Source organism: Endozoicomonas sp. ALB091, from assembly GCF_049310265.1.
GTDB lineage: Bacteria > Pseudomonadota > Gammaproteobacteria > Pseudomonadales > Endozoicomonadaceae > Endozoicomonas.
This window is the reverse complement of the sequence record NZ_JBLYNQ010000006.1, coordinates 1,148,534-1,165,828: the sequence shown is the minus strand read 5'-3', so window position 1 is coordinate 1,165,828 and position 17,295 is coordinate 1,148,534. Positions and strand designations below refer to the sequence as shown.

Sequence of the window (17,295 nt, the reverse complement as noted above, 5' to 3'; positions counted from 1 at the left end):
TAACCTCAGGGTAATTTCTTACAGTGCATTCTCTACTTTTTGTAAAAGTTTCTTTACCGGTGCTGCCAACCCCAATTCAGGCGATTGATCCAGGGCAAACCAATAATAATTGTCATGGTCTTTTATTACCGTATTGGTTTGCCCCGGATATTCAACAAGACTCAGTGCCGGGGTAATGTCCAGATGGTAGTGGCTGAAGGTATGACGAAAAGACGGCCATGTGTCGAAGTCTGTCAGTAACAGGCCCGTCTTCTCAAGTGCCTGCTCGATAATCTGATCAGGAGCTGAAATCTCGGGAAAGCTCCAGAGTCCTCCCCAAATGCCAGACGGTGGTCGTTTTTCAAGCAGAACTTCACCGTACTGATTCACTACCATCAGCATAATAACCGACTTTTCCGGTTTCTCCCGTTTTGGCTTTGATTCCGGAAACAGCCTCTGCTGGCCTGTTTTGTGCGCTATACAATCGGCTTCCAGTGGACAAACCTGGCAGGCAGGCTTACTTCTTGTGCAAACCGTTGCCCCCAGGTCCATCATCACCTGAGTGTAATCACCTGTGCGACACTCAGGTGTCAGCTGTTCAGCAATCTCCCATAGCGCATTGGCGACACGTGTCTGCCCGGGCCAGCCGGAGATGGCAAAGTAGCGGGTAAGCACTCTTTTTACATTGCCATCCATGATGGGAGCCCGGATCCCCATGCTAATGGAGGCAATGGCACCAGCAGTGGATCGGCCAATGCCCGGAAGTTCCATAAGCTGTTCAACTGAGTGGGGAAATGCCCCTGCGAAGTCACTCACCACTTTTTTTGCGGCTTTATGCAGGTTTCTTGCGCGACTGTAGTAACCGAGCCCACTCCAGAAATGGAGTACTTCATCTTCACTGGCTGCTGCAAGGTCAGTCACTTCTGGAAATCGCGCCATAAACTTCTGGTAGTAGGGGATGACGGTGGTTACCTGCGTCTGCTGCAGCATGATCTCGCTGATCCAGACACGATAAGGCGTTTTATTTTGCTGCCACGGCAGATGCTTACGGCCATGTACATCGAACCAGTCCAGAAGTCTCTGGCTGAAAGTATGGTCTTTATATGGGGCTTTTTGAGTCATTAAATTACAAAAACAGGTTTGCGATCAGCCTGTTGGCCGATCGCAGTATAGTCGTTATGGGCAGAAATTTTATTTGAAGAAGCCCTGGAGCAGATCTTTAACAGGTCCCTGCACCTTGTCTTCTATCTTCTGCTTAAGGCGGTTTTCAGCGATTTCGGCAATGGTTTCAGTCAGTCGTCTGAAATCTGCGCCGCATTTCAGGGCACCAAGATCACCGTGGCAACGGACAGGCCAGGTGACATTGACGTAATCCTTGTTGATCTGACAGGCAGGATCACTGTCCGGCGCTTCTTCGCCACGAATGTTGAGACCCATACGATAATCCAGCTGTCGATCCACAAGATTTACCTGGCCATCACCTTTCAGGTTCATATAGGCGAGCGCTGCAATCAGGTTGTCGTTTTTAGCAACACCGTTTTTGATGACGAAACTGCCGCTCAGGTCGGTAAACTCGGTAGATGTGCCCCAATCCGTCGCTCTCAGCTCTTTCTTACGCACTTTGGCAACGCCTTCACAGACCAATTTGTCAAAGTTGGCATCAGTGAATGCGCCTTTATCAATCTTGAATTCAATGTTGCCATTCAGGTTTTTGGTGAGAACACTGGCGTATTGACCCTGTGTATAAACCTTCATACCCGCATTCACATCGCCTTTCAGTGAGGCAAGATCAGGAATAGCGGTTGATAACGCTTCAAGGCTGATATTTTTCAGCTCTGCCGATGCTGCCATTTTTGGCTTGCCTGACCGACGTACATTCAGGTTAGACGTCATATCAATAGTGCCCTGATAAAAGCGGGAACCAATGGTAACTTCCTGCTTACCCCGGGCTGCTTTTATAGAAACAGACGGCTGTTCAAAAATGAATTTGGCCACGGTGAGAGAGGCCAGCTTCATTGACCCGTCAAGGTTAAGGCCACGCAGCATTCCTTCCGGAATCAGAGGATGCTCTTTACCTGATGTAGGTTGCTCTGAGCCCGATTGAGCGGGTTGCTCTTCATCAGGCGCTTCTGCGTTATCCGTGGCAGGGGGAAGATAGTTATCCAGATTAAGGTCGTTACCGGTAAAGCTGAACTGCATATCGCCCCGGTCAATGCTGTTCATCCTGAAATGGCCATCCAGGGTAAAACTGTCCAGCTGGAGTTGCAGCTTATCTGCGCTCAGGCTTTCACCATTGGTGCTGAAATGACTGTCAAAGGATAGCCGGTTCAAGGCTTTCGGGTCAGCCATGGGAGGGAGTTGTACCTTGATCTGGTTCAGCAGATTGGCAAGGTTAAACTCGGCAACGCCCAGGTTGCCCTTAACCAGCATGGGTGTTTGTTGATATTGAACATTACCCACAATACTCAGGCTTTCACCTTTTTCTACATCCGGTGTGGCACTGACTTTCAGGTTCTGGATGTCATAATGACCCGCTTCCAGATTAAACGTCATCTTGCCACTGATCAGTGAATTTACCACCAGGTCAGGAATGTTAATGTGGGCTGTTAATTGAAAATCAAAAGGCTGCTGATTGCGGATGGCACCAGTGGTTAAACTGGCCTGGTCAATCATGTATTTCTGCCCGGAAACCTGGTCTTCATAGCTGATCAGCAGTCCACTGACGTTGACACTGGCAATATCCAGCCTGACAGGCGAGGCTGGTTCTGACTCAGGCGTCGGGGATGGCTCCTGTCCCCTGGGCGTGGGTTGTTGTTCAGTGGGCGTTGGCGCACTGACCTGCCAGTTGCCCTTGCCTCTGGTATTTTTGACCAGCGTTAATTCCAGCCCTGTCAGCTCAAGGGTCTGCATTTCAATGCGTTTACTGATCAAGGGTATCAACTTCACACTGACTCCGGCGGAGCCCAGTTGCGCCAGGTGTGAATTATTGGCCCCTGCGACGGATACATCCTCAAGAGAAAGGCCAACCCAGGGGAATATTGACCAGCCAATGGGCCCGTTAATACTGACTTTCAGTCCCGACTGTTCATAAACAAGCCGGGTGATTTCATCGCGATACTGGTTGGGGTCGATAACGCGTGGCAGCAGTGCCGCACCGATAACACCCAGCAAAACCACCGCCGCCAGCAGCACGGCAATGAACTTGAGAATGCGGTTCATGGGAATCCTCAGGATCTATGGAAGAGTGATAATAAAAGACACCTATCTTACCCTGATACTTAACGTCATCAAGGGTAAAACAGGCTTGTTGCGGAAATGGGAACTGCGTCAGAGGCTGGCGATTTGCAGCTTTTTCAGTGATTCCACCGGACGGGTCCATGGATGAAGTATCAGGGCAATGTTTTTCATTGCCGGGGACTTCAGCGCCCTGATGGCTTCCTGACTGTTTCTGTATTTTCCCTGAACCAGAACATACCAGTCCTTCTGGTTGCGCTGAACATGAACAGTGACTGCTGAAGCCAGCTCCGGGAAACGCTGTTTCAACTTGTCAATTGTCTGCCGGTTACTGGCTGCGAACCACTGAATGGTATAGCTGTCATCAGGGCTGTTCAGCAGTTCATTCACAGGATTGTGAGGGTCCGGCTGTTCATAGTGTTGGTAGTTGTTGTCCGGCTGATAACCCGGGTGGAGAGGTTGTTCTCTGTTGGGCATCGTATGAACAACCGCTGGTCTGTGCATTGTCGGTGTACCAGCGTCGTTTGAACTCACTAACCTTGCCTTCACTGGCTGTCGGTTAAGGTCTTCACGATGGACAATATAGGTCTTGTCGCCGGGGTCTTCCTGACTAATCCATTGGCGTCTATCAATAGACGGCTCTGTCACGGGTCTGGCCCACGCATGGGTAGCCTGCGGGGTTGAACCGACCAGGGACTGCAAATAGGCGACCTGTCTGACTTTTGGCGAGAAACGTGCCGACACTCTTGACAGTGAAGGCGTGAGCAGAGCATCCAGAGCCTGGGAACGATTCACAAACAGCATACTGACCAGGGCATAGCGATTCCTGCTGTGTCTCTGGTAGTGGATGATCTGGGTATTTTTCAATTCGCTGTAACGAAGCCTTGCCCGTTCAAGTGATGCTTTTCTACTGGCATTCATCCATTCAATCGTATAACTCTTTGGATTGGCGGTCAGAACATTCATTGCCGGACGAGAGGGTTCCGACTCTTCATAACTCCGGGGTTGTCTGTATTCAGGGGCTGGTGCAACAGGCGCGTTTGGCGTGTTGTAGTCGACACGGCTCCCCTGAGTATGTTGCTGAGGAATTCTACTGCGATAGGCCGGTGAGATACTGACATACATTTCCTGCGGGTTAGCCTGCTCTGGCAGAATCCGGTAGTTTTGATCACTGGATAAGCCGGAGTAGGATTGGCCCTCGAACTCACTGCCATAAGACACAGTATTTATTTCAGGCGGCTGGCCAGTATCATAACCTGTCTCAGCCAATGGGTAGCTATTATCACGACGGATGACCGATGTTTCCGGTTGCTGAGTATAAGAGGGCTGCCGTTGATATTGTGAAGGTTGACGGCTTTGCTCTGTACTATAGGAAATATCGTAGTTAATAGGCGCATTGTTGCTGTCGCGCATGGACAGCTCTGGGGGATATTCTGGCTGATAGCGGTCGGCCAGCTGTTCCACCGGGTAATTCGGCCTGATAATATCCAGTTTATGAATACTGGCCAGCGATCTTGTCCAGGGGTAAAGTTCTCTGGCCATATGGGATCTGGGCGGTGAATCCAGTTCCGCCATGGCGGCAATATGGCTTGGATATGGGCCATCCAGAAGCACATACCAGACTGTGCCTGATCTTTTGTATTCAGCAATGGTCGCGTTTTTTAATACCGGGTAGCGCTGCTTTAGCGCCTCCAGCTGTTCACGCTCTTTTGCTGCCATCCATTGAAGCACGTAATGATCTCTCGGAGCATCCAGAATACTGACAAGTGATTCTGAGTTTCGAGCTTCAATAGATAATGAATTATAGGATTCAGCATAAAGCTGTTGTTCATCAGACTGTTTTTGCCTGGAGTATCCGGCATACTGTTGAGCAGGTTCGGTTTTATAAAACTGTCTGCTTATGCCGTTGCATAGCCAATCATTATTAATGCCTGACTGGCAGTTCCAGGAAATATTCGAAGCCAGAGGTTTTGGCGGCAATACTAGACTCTCTGCAACAGGTGCAGCAATTGACGTCAGAGCGGCCACGACACAAAGCCTGAGTTGTTTTTCCTTAAACAACAATCGACCGGACATGGTATCAGATCCTTCTTGGTTCAAATCAACAATACCTGACTAGTAAACAAAATCAACCCTTATAAAAATTAATTTTTTATTAAATATTTTTTTGTGAATATTTCGATTCTTATAAAGAGAGCTATTATGTTAACGGCGGAGTTGTTTTTTTCGGGAAAACAAAGGGTATTCACTTTTTGGTTTTTTTTGAGTCTGGAAAAAACGAGCTTATCCATTAATTGATTATTAGATTATCTAAAAAACCAGCCTTTAATAGTGTAAACAAAGGTTGGCGGTCTCCTCAGATTGAGTGAAAGGTTGTTGAGGAAAAAAAATGTCAAAAGTGAATTACCCTGCTTTCAAATTACCAGGCAATGTAATTTGGCTGATGGGGTTACTGAATATTTTATGCATAGCGCCTGTCATCAGCATGGCCAATGAGTGCTTCCCTGCGTTTGATAAGGCAAAGTCTCAGTACATTGTCGGTTATGGTAGCCTGCTTTATGAGCAGGCCAGGAAATCAGCCAATATCGGGTTTAAGCCTGAGGTTCCGGTCTGGGTTGATGGATTCAGAAGAGGGTGGCAGACCAGAACCCGGCAGGATAACACTATCAAGGTGACTGAACTGGGGGTTATACCGCTGGTTGGCGGACGATTTAATGGTGTGTTGATTTCCATGCCAACCAATAAGATCAAGTCCATAGATCGTCAGCAGCAACTGACCTGCCGCGTGCCGGTCAACCCCGGGCGATTAACCTCCATGAGTAACGGGAACATCCCGGAGAATAGCCAGTTCTGGCTCTATCAGACGCAGAATAAATACAGCAGCAAACCCGCAGGCAGCTATCCGATCCTGATGTCCGATGTGGATGAATTTCTCACGGGATGTCTTGAGCAGGCGGATCGGTTTGGTCTTGAATCCTTCGCCCGGGAGTGTGTGACTACGACCTGGAACTGGTCATCACACTGGGTGAATGACCGGTTACACCCATTGAAAGCAAAACCGGCTCAAATCCAGAGGCTGCAGGTGGATAAGCTTCTGGAAAGCCTGGAAGGTAATCTTTATGAACAGGTCCGGTCCCAATAAAGAATATCCTCTTACAGCCTCCTAGCGAGCAGTTAACAGTCTCTATATAATGCTCACCATAATATCCCGGCAAACAGAATAGATGACAATCCAACCGGAGAAGTTCATGGCTGAGCGCAAGGCGAGTGTTGAAAGAAACACCCTGGAAACCCAGATTCGTGTGGCCATCAATCTGGATGGTACTGGCAAGGCATCGTTTGATACAGGGGTGCCTTTTCTTGACCACATGATGGATCAGATTGCCCGCCATGGCCTTATTGACCTTGATATCAAGGCTGTTGGTGATAATGATATCGACGATCACCATACCGTTGAGGATATCGGCATTACCTTGGGTCAGGCCTTTGCCAGGGCCATTGGTGATAAAAAAGGGCTGTATCGTTACGGGCATGCTTATGTGCCCCTGGATGAGGCGCTTTCCAGAGTCGTTATCGATTTCTCCGGGCGACCCGGTCTGGAATTTAATGTTGAATTTACCCGTGCAATGATCGGCCGCTTTGACGTTGACCTGTTCTATGAATTCTTCCAGGGCTTCGTGAATCACGCCGGTGTCACCCTGCATATTGATAACCTGCGGGGACGCAACGCCCATCATCAGATAGAAACCGTCTTTAAAGCCTTTGGCCGCGCCTTACGGATGGCGGTTGCCCTGGATCCGCGCATGGCGGGCCAGATGCCTTCTACAAAAGGGTCGTTGTAACCATGAAGACGGTCGCTGTCATTGATTATGGGATGGGCAACCTTCACTCCGTCAGTAAAGCACTGGAACATGTTGCCGAGGCGAATACCCGAATCATTGTTACCTCCGATCCCGGGCAGATACTGGCTGCCGATAAGGCAGTGCTTCCCGGCGTAGGGGCAATCCGTGACTGTATGGCGGAGATACGGCGTCATGGTGTTGATGAAGTGGTTCGAGAGGTGGCAGCCAACCGCCCCTTGCTGGGTATTTGTGTGGGTATGCAGGTACTGCTCGATCATAGCGAAGAGAATGGCGGGGTTGAGTGCCTTGGCCTGTTTTCCGGTGAGGTAAAGTTCTTTGGGAAAGACCTTCGGGATAGCGAAGGCGCTCGATTGAAAGTTCCCCACATGGGCTGGAGCCCGGTCCGTCAGGCTGAACCCTCCCATCCTCTCTGGCAGGGAATCGTAGACAATGCCCGGTTCTATTTCGTGCACAGCTACTATGCCCGTGTTGCCAATGCCGCGATGGTGGTGGGTAGAAGTGACTACGGTCTTGGTTTCGATGTCGCCCTTGGTCATGACAATATTGTCGCTGTGCAGTTCCACCCTGAAAAAAGTGCCGCCAATGGACTGCAGCTGCTCGAAAACTTTTTAACATGGAAGCCATAACGATGTTAATCATTCCTGCAATCGATTTGAAAGATGGTGCCTGTGTCCGGCTGCGTCAGGGGGAAATGGCGGATGCCACGGTCTTTGGTGATGACCCGGTTGCCATGGCCAGCCGGTGGGTGGATGCCGGTTGCCGCAGGCTTCACCTGGTTGACCTGAACGGGGCGTTTGCCGGCAAGCCCCTGAACGCCGATGCGGTTCGTGGTATCACCGCAAAGTACCCTGATTTGCCCGTACAGATTGGTGGGGGTATTCGTGATCTGGCGACAATAGAAGCCTATCTGGAGTCTGGTGTTTCCTGGGTGATTATCGGTACCAAAGCAGTAACCGACCCTGACTTTGTCAGGCAAGCCTGCCAGACGTTTCCCGGCCATGTAATCGTGGGTATCGATGCCCGTGATGGCCGTGTCGCAACGGATGGTTGGGCAAAAGTCACCGACACCCAGGCTGTAGACCTTGCACGTCAGTTTGAGCAGGACGGTGTCTCTGCCATCGTCTATACCGATATAGCCCGGGATGGCATGATGCAGGGGGTCAATGTTGCCGCAACCCGGCAATTGGCCAACAGCATGGCGATTCCTGTGATTGCTTCCGGTGGTATCACTGATATGAACGATATACGTGCCCTGAAAGCCGTTGCCGGGGAAGGGGTTGCCGGTGCGATTACCGGTCGTGCCATTTACGAAGGGACACTCAATCTGAACGAAGCGCAACGTTACTGCGATGAATGATTATGGTATCCCTCCAATGAACAGGCCCGATATTAACCGGGACGATAAAAATATGGCCGTACTGGCACATCTTCTGCCTCTGTTCGGCTTTATGATTCCGGGGTTGAATATTGCCATACCGCTGGTGATCTGGCTGATGAAACGGGACAAGTCGCTCTATATTGAGCACCATGCCAGAGAGTCCCTGAACTTTCAGATCACCATCACACTGCTGGCGACTCTCTGGGTTATCCTCAAGTTCATGCTGGTTGGGTTTCTATTATTACCACTGGTGCCAGTGATCATCATAGTGGTTCTGGTGTTTATGGTCAGGGCAGCCATGAAGGCGGGCAGTGGAGAGTTTTACCGCTACCCGGTGTCGCTGCGTCTGGCCAATTAACAAGCGTTTGGAAAGGTTGAAGTCATGGGACTGGCTAAAAGAATAATTCCCTGTCTCGATGTCGAAAATGGGCGGGTGGTTAAAGGCGTTCAGTTTGTCGATATTCGGGATGCTGGTGACCCGGTGGAAGTTGCCCGGCGTTATAACGAAGCGGGCGCTGATGAGATAACCTTTCTTGATATTACCGCCAGCCATGAGGGGCGGGAGACAACGGTGCATACCGTTGAACGTATGGCCAGTGAAGTATTTATCCCGCTGACCGTTGGCGGTGGTATTCGCAAAGTGGAAGATATCCGCACCATGCTTAATGCGGGTGCGGATAAAGTCAGCATCAACACCGCGGCGGTTTTCAATCCTGAATTTGTTCAGGAAGCGGCTGACCGCTTTGGCTCGCAATGTATTGTCGTGGCTATTGATGCCAAAAAAGTGAGCCAGCCCGGTGAGCCAGACCGCTGGGAGATCTTTACCCATGGCGGGCGCAAGCCTACCGGCCTTGATGCTGTGCAGTGGGCACTGAAAATGGAGAGCCTCGGAGCCGGTGAAATACTGCTGACCAGTATGGATCAGGACGGTGTCAAAAATGGTTACGACCTGGGCGTCACCAGGGCTATCTCGGAGTCAGTGGGTATTCCGGTCATTGCCTCCGGCGGTGCGGGTAACCTGGATCATCTGGTGGCAGGCATCAAAGAGGGTAAAGCGGATGCGGTACTGGCCGCCAGTATTTTCCATTTCGGGCAATACTCTATTCCTGAAGCCAAGGAGTATATGGCTGCCCGGGGGATTGAGATGAGAATCTGACCAGGATTGCTTATCAGGGTGCCTCGCGGAGGGCTTCCATTTACCACTTACAGCGAGCTTCCATTTACACCTGGCCACGATTGTCAGAACCCAGTGGCTGAGAGGTAATTACTGCGACTGTTGTCGGCTTGTAAACCGGGCTGTCAACATAATAGCGATGGAACGGTTCACTTTTACAACAAGAAGGAAGCACGGACGGCATGGCTGATACCAGCCTGCCATAACAGAGGTATGTTCCAGAGCTTGATTTAGACTCCAGTAGATCTTGCGAAGAAGGGGCGGGCTGAACAGCTCCTGAACCAGTAACAGAGTTCATATATTCATTCTTAACGTAACTATTCCAAAACACCATAAACCTAGCAGACGGGAGTAGATCCTGCCGCAAAATATTTGAAATTTCTGTTAAACATTTGGTGGATAACCCGCAGGATGCTTAAGTCGTTTTAAAACAGCCTCTTAATTCCAGAATGGACTCCATCTCAAAAATCTGGCCTCTCAATTCATTGGCCAGCTCGTTTTTGATGCCTTTGATATTGATGACTTCACTGTCCAGGGCGGCAAAATCCGGAAGGTCTGAGGGAAGCCAGCTGGCTTCTGACCGGCGCATATAAATACCATCCATATCTGGCAGGTTAGCCAGAGTCAGTGCCTGGCTGGCGGCACTGTCACCCAGGGCCGGGTGTTGCTCTTCCGGGAACTCTGCCTGTTGATCACTGACGCTCAGGCCAATACCAATATGTGTTTTGGCAATATTGATTGCTCCGGCTTTTTCAGCCAGCACTTCGATCATCAGACAGCAGAATAGAGCATCTGAGGTAAATGCCGGGCTCTCTTTGCTGGAAAACCGCAGATAGGCATTCCCTTCTGGCGTATAGGTTACCTCGCCACCATAATAATCCGCAGCTTCGCTGATGATCTGGCTGTGAGTGCGGAGAATATCCTGCAAGTCTCTGGGGGCTAGCAATTGCTGAAGCCTGCCCAGGTTTTTGACTTTGATTGCGGCAATCATCGACGTTTCCTGCTGCTCTTCAACACTCTCTTCCGGCTCCGCCATTTTCTTTTCAAGCAGCTGCTGCTCGGCAAAGACAGAAAGCCGGGTGATTTCGCCAGTGATCGGCGGGATTGGGTTCCCTGTGGGCAGAATGGAACGTAACTGTCGTTCAATAAGGCGCAGCTGAGTCGCCAGGCCGGAGGCATAGAGGTGCAGAAAAATCAGCCCGGCCAGCAGCAGTATCAAGCTGATAGCAATAATCACGAACAGGGCTTCTTTGGGTTTCTGGCTGAGCAGACCTTCGTTGAGTGATAAGCGGGCGTAACCGGCAATTACATCCTGGTAATGAATGGGTGATGAATACACCGGATGCCTGATGCCTTCGTCCGCCGTTGTGGCAATGGCTTTGGCAATTCTCTGGTTATCGATGCTGTAGATACTGGCTTCGGCAACATAAGGGTTCTGCACCAGCTGACTGAGCAGAACATTGAGGCTGAGCCTGTCTCCGGTGACCAGCATATCGGTCGCGGCGCTGGCAGTCTGTTCACTCAATAATTGACCGATACTGTCCGCCTGGTGCTGGCTTGATGAATCAATCTCATTGCTGATAACCAGCGACATCCCAATCGTCAGCGTGGCCATCAATAGACCAAAGATGACCATTAACTGCGTTCGGATGGAAAAGCGGGATGTGAACTGCGCAAAAATATCTGGCGTGAAAATACGCTTCTTCAAAAGTTAAGCTCCTGAGAGGAAAGCCAATGATTGTGATGAATTATCAACAGGCCCTACTGTCAATGAGTAAATTCTGACAGCCTCGCCGGGGAAGAGCCAGACTAAAAAAAGTGGAGACAGGCTGCTCCACTTGTTGCAATGGCAGGATGATAGCAGACAAAACCTATTTCCCTTGCTATTTCAGAAATAGTAATGCAGGCGAGATTTCACCTTTAACATTGCGTTAATGGTTATTTCCTTTTTAAAAAGGCTTTAATAAGCTCCCTACACTCACTGTCACGGTCAGCAAGGCTTAGAGGTGTAGCGTCACATTTATTTTTCGCTTTGACCCGGATGCCGACAGCTTTCAGCAACTCCCTGACGATCTTTGCATCATCTCGTTTGGCAGCCAGGTGAAGAGCCGTATCACCATTGAAGTCCATTTGATTGAAATTGGTGCCTTTAACCGCCAGTAATTCCGTGACGACATCTGCACGGCCCTGTTTGACAGCAAGCAGGATGGCTGTATTGTTGAAAAGTCCAACCCTCTCATTGATCTTGATGCCGTCAGTGTTCAGTAACTTCCGGACGATATTTATGTTGGCATATTTGACAGCAAAGTGGAGAGCATTCCAGCGATTTTTATCCTTCTTATTGACGTTAATACCGTCAGTGGTCAGTAACCTCATGACGGTCTCAGTGCGATTATGTTGGACTGCCAGGTGGAGAGCCGTAAGGCCCGATTTATCAGCGATATTGATATTCACTCCATTGGTTTTAAGCAGCTTTTCCAGGCTTTTGCCATGGCCCATGACAGCGGCGATGTGCAGCGGTGTTCTGCCGTTCTCATCGGTAGCATTGATGTATGTCGAGATGACCCGGTCATTCAGATATTCCATGGAATCAGTTTTGGCAGCACTGTGCACTAAGGAAGTAATATCCGCACCATTAGCAATCAGAGCGTTCAGGACCTTATTGTTGTTCGCCAGGAAAGCGGGATACAAGGCTCCGTTAAGGTCTTTCGCTCCCTCCTTGATCAAGAGTAAAAGGGCCTGCTCTTTTCCCAGTTTGGCCGCAGTGCACAGGGCACCATCAAGATCTTTTGCTCCCTTATTGATCAGGGGTTTAAGGCACCAGGTTTGACCCTGCCCGGCGGCTTCACACAGGGCACCGTTAAGGTCTTTTGCTCCCATTTGGATCAGACGACTAAGACAGAGTATGTGCCCGTGCCCGGTGGCAGTAAGCAGGGCATCGTCAAGGTTGTTTGCTCCCGCTGCGACGAGAATTTCAAGGCAATGCAATTGCCCCCGTTTGGCAGCTTCGTGCAGGGCGCTATTAAGGGCAGGTCGGCCGGGGCGGGTGCTGATCAGGTAATTAAGGAGTTCAGTATTGCCCTTCTGGATAGCGGTGATCATGTCTGGACGAATCAATGGCAGTGTCGATTGCCCGTATGCACATTCGCGCAGGCCAAGACTTCTTAACTTCTGCGGTAAATCGTCAGGCGTTTCAATGATGCATGCCGGGTTGCACTGGGTTCTGACCAGTGAACGCCCATCCAGCTGTCCTCTATACCCGTCGTCATTCTTACCGATGCCACCAGTTAAGGGGACATTTGCTGTGTTGCCCCAGGCAGTATTCATGAAACCCTTCAAAACACTTTCCATTGCTTTGTCCAATTTTAGAGTTAAAGACTGTAGTTAGTTCTCGTCCAAAAACACAACCAATTGAAAATCCTGGAAATTCATCTTGAAAAATAATTGAAGCTTTGTTGTTTTTACAGCTAGAACATCAGGGAATGCTAAAAACAGAAGGCTTCGAATGCACAAGAAACGCAATCCGTAGGATAGTATGGAACTTCATTACGTTCCTCATGAAATCTGTACTCAGCTTTTCGGACTATCTCAGTGGCTTGATGCTTATCCGCAGTTGAATGACTGGGTTTATTGAAGACTTGAATTCTGGTGACAAACAGAACACTGACAGAAATGGGCTGTCAGCAAAACTGGCCCACCTGATGACCGTGTGGCAGTTTCATTGTGCGGGGTGACTTGGAAAAATCAGATTGCCAATTCTCATGAACGACTATTACGGTCATGAGAATTGGGTTCCAGAAAAGAATATAGACGACATTTAACATTTATTTGTTGTGTTTGTGGTTATTTGCTTTTTCAAAGGCTTTTAAGACTTCCTTGCACTCCCTTTTTTTAGCAAGGTCGATAGGCCTTATGCCTTTATTGGTTATCTCATTGATGTTGATGTCTTCAGAGGTCAGTAACGCCTCCATGGCGTCTTTGCGACCGAGGTAGGCAGCCATGTGGAGAGCTGTATAGCCAGTGTCATTCTTCTCATTGACATCGATGTGCTGCAGTAACAACTTGATGACGTCTGCATCAGCGTATTGGGCAGCCATGTGGAGAGCCGTCCTGTTATATCCACTCGTTGCATCGACCTCGATGCCGGCTTTTATTAACAACTCGACGATTTTTATATCAGCGTGCATGGCTGCTAAGTGGAGAGCCGTACAGTAATCTATGTGTTGATCCGTAAAGTAATGGAAACACCCCTTATTGACATTGATGCCGGCAGCCAGTAACAACTTGACGGCCGCTGCATCATTGTTTATGACAGCTATGTGGAGAGCCGACTGGCTCAATTTATTAGTGATATCGAGATTCACCCCATCGGTATGAATCAGCTTTTCCAGGCTTTCGATATGGCCCAGGATAGCGGCGATATGCAGTGGTGTTCTGCCGTTCTTATCGGTAGCATTAATGTCTACCAAGGTCAGGAAGGTCGAGTCATCCAGACATTCCATAGAATTTTTACGGGCAGCAGTATGCAGTAAGGAAGTCATATCTGCTCCCTTCGTCAGCAGCATCTCCTTTGACTCTTCGTTTTTCGCCAGAACGGCGTAATACAAGGCACTGTTAAAGTCTTTCGCCCCCTCATTGATCAGAATAAAAGGGAGTTCGTATGCCCCTGTTGGGCGGCAGCGCACAGGGCATCATCATAATTTCTTGCTCCCAAATTGATCAGGGGTTTAAGGCACTGCAATTTTCCCTGCGCGGCGGCTTCGCGCAGGGCTCCATCAAGATCTTCAGCTCCCAATTTTTTCAGGGGTTTAAGGCACATCGTTTGTCCCTGCGCGGCGGCTTTGCGCAGGGCACCGTCAAGATCTTTAGCCCCCAATTCTTTCAGGAGGGGGAGGCACTGCCCTTGCCCGGCGGCAGCACGCAGGGCATCGTCAAGGTTGTTTGCTCCCGCTTTGAACAGGATGTTAAGGTACTGCGTTTGCCCCTTTTTGGCAGCATTGAGCAGGGAGTCATTAAAGAGGCCGGCGGGTATAGCACTGAAATGGTGTCTAAGGAGTTCAGGATTGCCCTCCAGGGCAGCAACATGCAGGGGTGTCTCCCCATCTTGATTGGCAGTATTAAGTACCATGGTTGCATAATCAGGTGATTCGTCATCAGCGACGTCGCTCCTGCCCGGACCAATCAATGGCAGTGCCGATGCCCGCTTGCACATTCCCGTTGGTTAAGACTTGTTGACACCTGCTGTGCATCGTAAGGCTGCTCGGTGATGCGGGTGCAAGAGGTTTCGGACAGTAAACGCCCAGCAAGCTGCCCTGTGCCAGAATCGTTATCATTTTCAACGATACCATGATTTTCGAAGGCATTGGCTGTGTTGGCTGTGTTGGCCGTGGCACGATCTAACGTGTTGCTATTCATCGCTTTACTCTACTTTAAGATTAAACTCTGCAGCTTTGACAATAAGCAGCAGAGAAAATTCCTTAAAACAGAATTTTCCACAGTTCTTTTTGAATATGTAATGTGCAACAGATGATTTTTTGTTGAAAAAAAACCGAGCTCAATCAAATAGGGAGGTCTTGCAGAGTGACTCTTCACTTGGTAACGGTGACCGGAAAAAATCAGATTAAAAATACTCATGACCGGCTATGACGATCATGAGTATTTGGTTCCAGAAATAGTAATAATCCTGGATGAGATTTAACCTTTCATATTGCGTTAGTGTTTATTTGCTTTTAAAAAGTCTTTAAGCAGTTTCCTGCAATTATCGTCAGCAAGATCCAGAGCCGTTCGGCCGCTGTTATTTTTCTCTTTGACCTCAATGCCAACATCCGTGTCCAGCAATATCTCGACGATATTTGTATTACCTCTTTTAACAGCCAGGTGGAGAGCTGTATCGCCATGGTCATCCTTTTGATTGACCTTGATGTTTTTAATGGGCAGTAATTGCCTGACGGCGTCTGGAATATTCTTGTAGGCAGCAGCATGGAGAGGTGTCCAGCCCTCTTCACCCCCCTCATTTACCGCGATGTCACTAGTTTTCAGTAACTCCTCCACGATCGTACTGTTGTCTGCATCGATAGCATAGTGGAGAGCAGTAAAGTGATTGTTATCCTTCACATTGACATCGATGTTGTCAGCTTTCAGTAACATCATGGCAGTGTCTGTACGCATATTAAAGACAGCAAAGTGGAGAGGCGTATGGCCGGATTTATCAGTGGTATTGATTTTCACTCCATCGGTTTTAAGCAGCTTTTCCAAGCTTTTGGTATGGCCCATGGCAGCGCTGATATGCAGTGGTGTTCTGCCGTACTTATTGGGAGTATTGATGTAAGCCGATATGATCTGGTCATTCAGCCGTTCCACAGAATCTTTCTCGGCAGCGGTGTGCACTACGGTAGTAATATCCGCTCCGTTATCAATCAGATCTTCCCGGATCTCATCGTTTTCTTTCAGGACAGCGAAATACAAAGCATTGTTAAGGTCTTCCGCTCCCTCTTTGATCAAGAGTTGCAGGGACTTGCTTTGCCCCTGTTCGGCGGCAGCGCACAGGGCACCATTGAGATTATTTGCTCCCTGATTGATCAGGGGTTTGAGGCACTGGATTTGTCCATGCCCTGCGGCTTCGCACAGGGCCATGTTAAGGACTTTTACTTTATCATCCGTTCTGATCAGTGGGTGGAGGCAATGTGCTTGCCCCTGTGCGGCGGCAGCAAGCAGGGCCTCGTCAAGGTTTTTTGCTCCCGCTTTGACCAGGATTTCAAGGCAATGATTTTGCCCCGATTTGACGGCTTCTTGCAGGGCGTTGTTAAGGGTAGATTCGTCGGGTTTTTTGCTGATCAGGAATTGAAGATGTTTAGCATTGCCATCCCGGGCAGTGTTGACCATGCCTTCACTGAATTCGTCGTTCTTTTTCAGTATTTGCAATACATTGGTGCTGCGTTGCCGTTCAGCAGTGTGCAGGGGTGTCTCACTAGGGTGGTTGGGTTTTTGATCAATTGATTTGCCGTCAATGACGCTGCTACTGCCCCGATCAATCGGCAGTGCTGGTTGCTTGTCTGCACATCCGCGTTGGTCAAGACTGATTGACTTCTGCTGTCCATCGCCAGGCTCATTGGTAATGCATTTTTGGGGGGCAGAGGTTTTGACCAGTGAATGCCCATTAAATTTTCCTCCGTTATCCTCATCGTTACCACCGACATTTTCCAGGTTGAACCTGACGGTAGGCACCTTGCTCATATCAACATTATTCATTACTTTGCCCTACTTTAGGATTTAAGACTGTGGTTTTGACAACGAGCAGAAGGGAAAATTCCACAAAACAGAAATTTTTTTTTGCATTTTTTTTTGAATACGCAATTTTCAATAGAGGATCATTTGGTGAAAAAAACCGAGTTCAGGTAGTTCAGGTAGTTCAGGTCTTGCAGAGCAACTATCTGCTTAGCACCTTTTTGCCGTAAAAATCACCGGGTCAGGCATGAACCGGCTCGTATTGTGTTTTTTCTTTCAGAGTTTGTGCACTGGAAATGGCTGCCTGCTGTCATTATTCTTATCCTCAATTTTGTCCCGGCGCTATAAAAATACCCGCGATAATATGTACAATCGTACAAACTTTGATAACTATAAATGGCCTATTTATCAAAGTTTGAGTGGTTATAAAACGAGTACAAACG

General features: G+C 49.0%; 15 protein-coding genes. 6 read left to right on the top strand and 9 right to left on the bottom strand.

Features of this window, described 5'->3' with window-relative positions; genetic code table 11:
- Positions 1-18: 18 nt before the first annotated feature.
- The 3 genes from mutY to ACO6UX_RS11985 all read right to left on the bottom strand — a co-directional run bounded on the left by mutY (position 19) and on the right by ACO6UX_RS11985 (position 5,289).
- Positions 19-1,101 (bottom strand): A/G-specific adenine glycosylase, encoded by a 1,083-nt coding sequence (gene mutY, locus ACO6UX_RS11995; RefSeq protein WP_422447811.1) that lies wholly within the window; start codon positions 1,099-1,101, stop codon positions 19-21.
- Between the two features lie 69 nt (positions 1,102-1,170).
- Complete coding sequence (locus ACO6UX_RS11990; protein ID WP_422447809.1) at positions 1,171-3,198, bottom strand: AsmA family protein; 2,028 nt, start codon at positions 3,196-3,198, stop codon at positions 1,171-1,173.
- A 108-nt stretch (positions 3,199-3,306) separates the two neighbouring features.
- Complete coding sequence (locus ACO6UX_RS11985) at positions 3,307-5,289, bottom strand: SPOR domain-containing protein (protein ID WP_422447807.1); 1,983 nt, start codon at positions 5,287-5,289, stop codon at positions 3,307-3,309.
- 313 nt (positions 5,290-5,602) lie between these two features.
- Between ACO6UX_RS11985 and ACO6UX_RS11980 the strand changes: the two genes are divergently transcribed.
- The 6 genes from ACO6UX_RS11980 to hisF all read left to right on the top strand — a co-directional run bounded on the left by ACO6UX_RS11980 (position 5,603) and on the right by hisF (position 9,610).
- A complete protein-coding gene (locus tag ACO6UX_RS11980; protein WP_422447805.1) occupies positions 5,603-6,355 on the top strand; it encodes a hypothetical protein in 753 nt (250 codons plus the stop codon).
- A gap of 106 nt (positions 6,356-6,461) precedes the next feature.
- On the top strand, positions 6,462-7,055 hold the full coding sequence (gene hisB / locus ACO6UX_RS11975; protein ID WP_269671797.1) for an imidazoleglycerol-phosphate dehydratase HisB: 594 nt from the start codon (positions 6,462-6,464) through the stop codon (positions 7,053-7,055).
- A 2-nt stretch (positions 7,056-7,057) separates the two neighbouring features.
- Entirely contained in the window at positions 7,058-7,702 is a 645-nt protein-coding gene (hisH, locus tag ACO6UX_RS11970; RefSeq protein WP_422447803.1) for an imidazole glycerol phosphate synthase subunit HisH, read from the top strand.
- Positions 7,703-7,704: 2 nt separating this feature from the next.
- Positions 7,705-8,433 carry a 1-(5-phosphoribosyl)-5-[(5-phosphoribosylamino)methylideneamino]imidazole-4-carboxamide isomerase gene (gene hisA / locus ACO6UX_RS11965; protein ID WP_422447801.1) on the top strand — a complete coding sequence of 243 codons (729 nt, stop codon included), beginning with the start codon at positions 7,705-7,707 and terminating at the stop codon, positions 8,431-8,433.
- A gap of 16 nt (positions 8,434-8,449) precedes the next feature.
- The gene (locus ACO6UX_RS11960) at positions 8,450-8,812 is read left to right on the top strand and encodes a DUF4870 domain-containing protein (protein ID WP_422447799.1); all 363 of its coding nucleotides are present in this window, start codon (positions 8,450-8,452) and stop codon (positions 8,810-8,812) included.
- A gap of 24 nt (positions 8,813-8,836) precedes the next feature.
- A complete protein-coding gene (gene hisF, locus ACO6UX_RS11955; RefSeq protein ID WP_422447797.1) occupies positions 8,837-9,610 on the top strand; it encodes an imidazole glycerol phosphate synthase subunit HisF in 774 nt (257 codons plus the stop codon).
- Between the two features lie 433 nt (positions 9,611-10,043).
- Here hisF and ACO6UX_RS11950 read toward each other — a convergent pair whose 3' ends face one another.
- From ACO6UX_RS11950 to ACO6UX_RS11925, 6 genes are all read right to left on the bottom strand, one after another.
- The gene (locus tag ACO6UX_RS11950; RefSeq protein ID WP_422447795.1) at positions 10,044-11,336 is read right to left on the bottom strand and encodes an AhpA/YtjB family protein; all 1,293 of its coding nucleotides are present in this window, start codon (positions 11,334-11,336) and stop codon (positions 10,044-10,046) included.
- 230 nt (positions 11,337-11,566) lie between these two features.
- Positions 11,567-12,955, bottom strand: a complete 1,389-nt coding sequence (locus ACO6UX_RS11945) for an ankyrin repeat domain-containing protein (RefSeq protein ID WP_422447793.1) — start codon at positions 12,953-12,955, stop codon at positions 11,567-11,569.
- Between the two features lie 497 nt (positions 12,956-13,452).
- Positions 13,453-14,313 carry an ankyrin repeat domain-containing protein gene (locus ACO6UX_RS11940; protein ID WP_422447791.1) on the bottom strand — a complete coding sequence of 287 codons (861 nt, stop codon included), beginning with the start codon at positions 14,311-14,313 and terminating at the stop codon, positions 13,453-13,455.
- Positions 14,268-14,840: a hypothetical protein gene (locus ACO6UX_RS11935; protein ID WP_422447789.1), complete on the bottom strand. Its 573-nt coding sequence runs from the start codon at positions 14,838-14,840 to the stop codon at positions 14,268-14,270. Before ACO6UX_RS11935 ends, ACO6UX_RS11940 begins: the two co-directional genes overlap by 46 nt.
- Positions 14,810-15,043 (bottom strand): hypothetical protein, encoded by a 234-nt coding sequence (locus ACO6UX_RS11930; RefSeq protein WP_422447787.1) that lies wholly within the window; start codon positions 15,041-15,043, stop codon positions 14,810-14,812. Before ACO6UX_RS11930 ends, ACO6UX_RS11935 begins: the two co-directional genes overlap by 31 nt.
- 297 nt (positions 15,044-15,340) lie before the next feature.
- A complete protein-coding gene (locus ACO6UX_RS11925) occupies positions 15,341-16,876 on the bottom strand; it encodes an ankyrin repeat domain-containing protein (protein ID WP_422447785.1) in 1,536 nt (511 codons plus the stop codon).
- Positions 16,877-17,295: the final 419 nt, after the last annotated feature.

Bases quoted from the DNA above. Each gene is read 5' to 3' on its own strand.
- mutY (WP_422447811.1), bottom strand. From the start codon at position 1,101: ATGACTCAAAAAGCCCCATATAAAGACCATACTTTCAGCCAGAGACTT.
- ACO6UX_RS11990 (WP_422447809.1), bottom strand. From the start codon at position 3,198: ATGAACCGCATTCTCAAGTTCATTGCCGTGCTGCTGGCGGCGGTGGTT.
- ACO6UX_RS11985 (WP_422447807.1), bottom strand. From the start codon at position 5,289: ATGTCCGGTCGATTGTTGTTTAAGGAAAAACAACTCAGGCTTTGTGTC.
- ACO6UX_RS11980 (WP_422447805.1), top strand. From the start codon at position 5,603: ATGTCAAAAGTGAATTACCCTGCTTTCAAATTACCAGGCAATGTAATT.
- hisB (WP_269671797.1), top strand. From the start codon at position 6,462: ATGGCTGAGCGCAAGGCGAGTGTTGAAAGAAACACCCTGGAAACCCAG.
- hisH (WP_422447803.1), top strand. From the start codon at position 7,058: ATGAAGACGGTCGCTGTCATTGATTATGGGATGGGCAACCTTCACTCC.
- hisA (WP_422447801.1), top strand. From the start codon at position 7,705: ATGTTAATCATTCCTGCAATCGATTTGAAAGATGGTGCCTGTGTCCGG.
- ACO6UX_RS11960 (WP_422447799.1), top strand. From the start codon at position 8,450: ATGAACAGGCCCGATATTAACCGGGACGATAAAAATATGGCCGTACTG.
- hisF (WP_422447797.1), top strand. From the start codon at position 8,837: ATGGGACTGGCTAAAAGAATAATTCCCTGTCTCGATGTCGAAAATGGG.
- ACO6UX_RS11945 (WP_422447793.1), bottom strand. From the start codon at position 12,955: ATGAATACTGCCTGGGGCAACACAGCAAATGTCCCCTTAACTGGTGGC.
- ACO6UX_RS11935 (WP_422447789.1), bottom strand. From the start codon at position 14,840: ATGTGCAAGCGGGCATCGGCACTGCCATTGATTGGTCCGGGCAGGAGC.
- ACO6UX_RS11930 (WP_422447787.1), bottom strand. From the start codon at position 15,043: ATGAATAGCAACACGTTAGATCGTGCCACGGCCAACACAGCCAACACA.
- ACO6UX_RS11925 (WP_422447785.1), bottom strand. From the start codon at position 16,876: ATGAATAATGTTGATATGAGCAAGGTGCCTACCGTCAGGTTCAACCTG.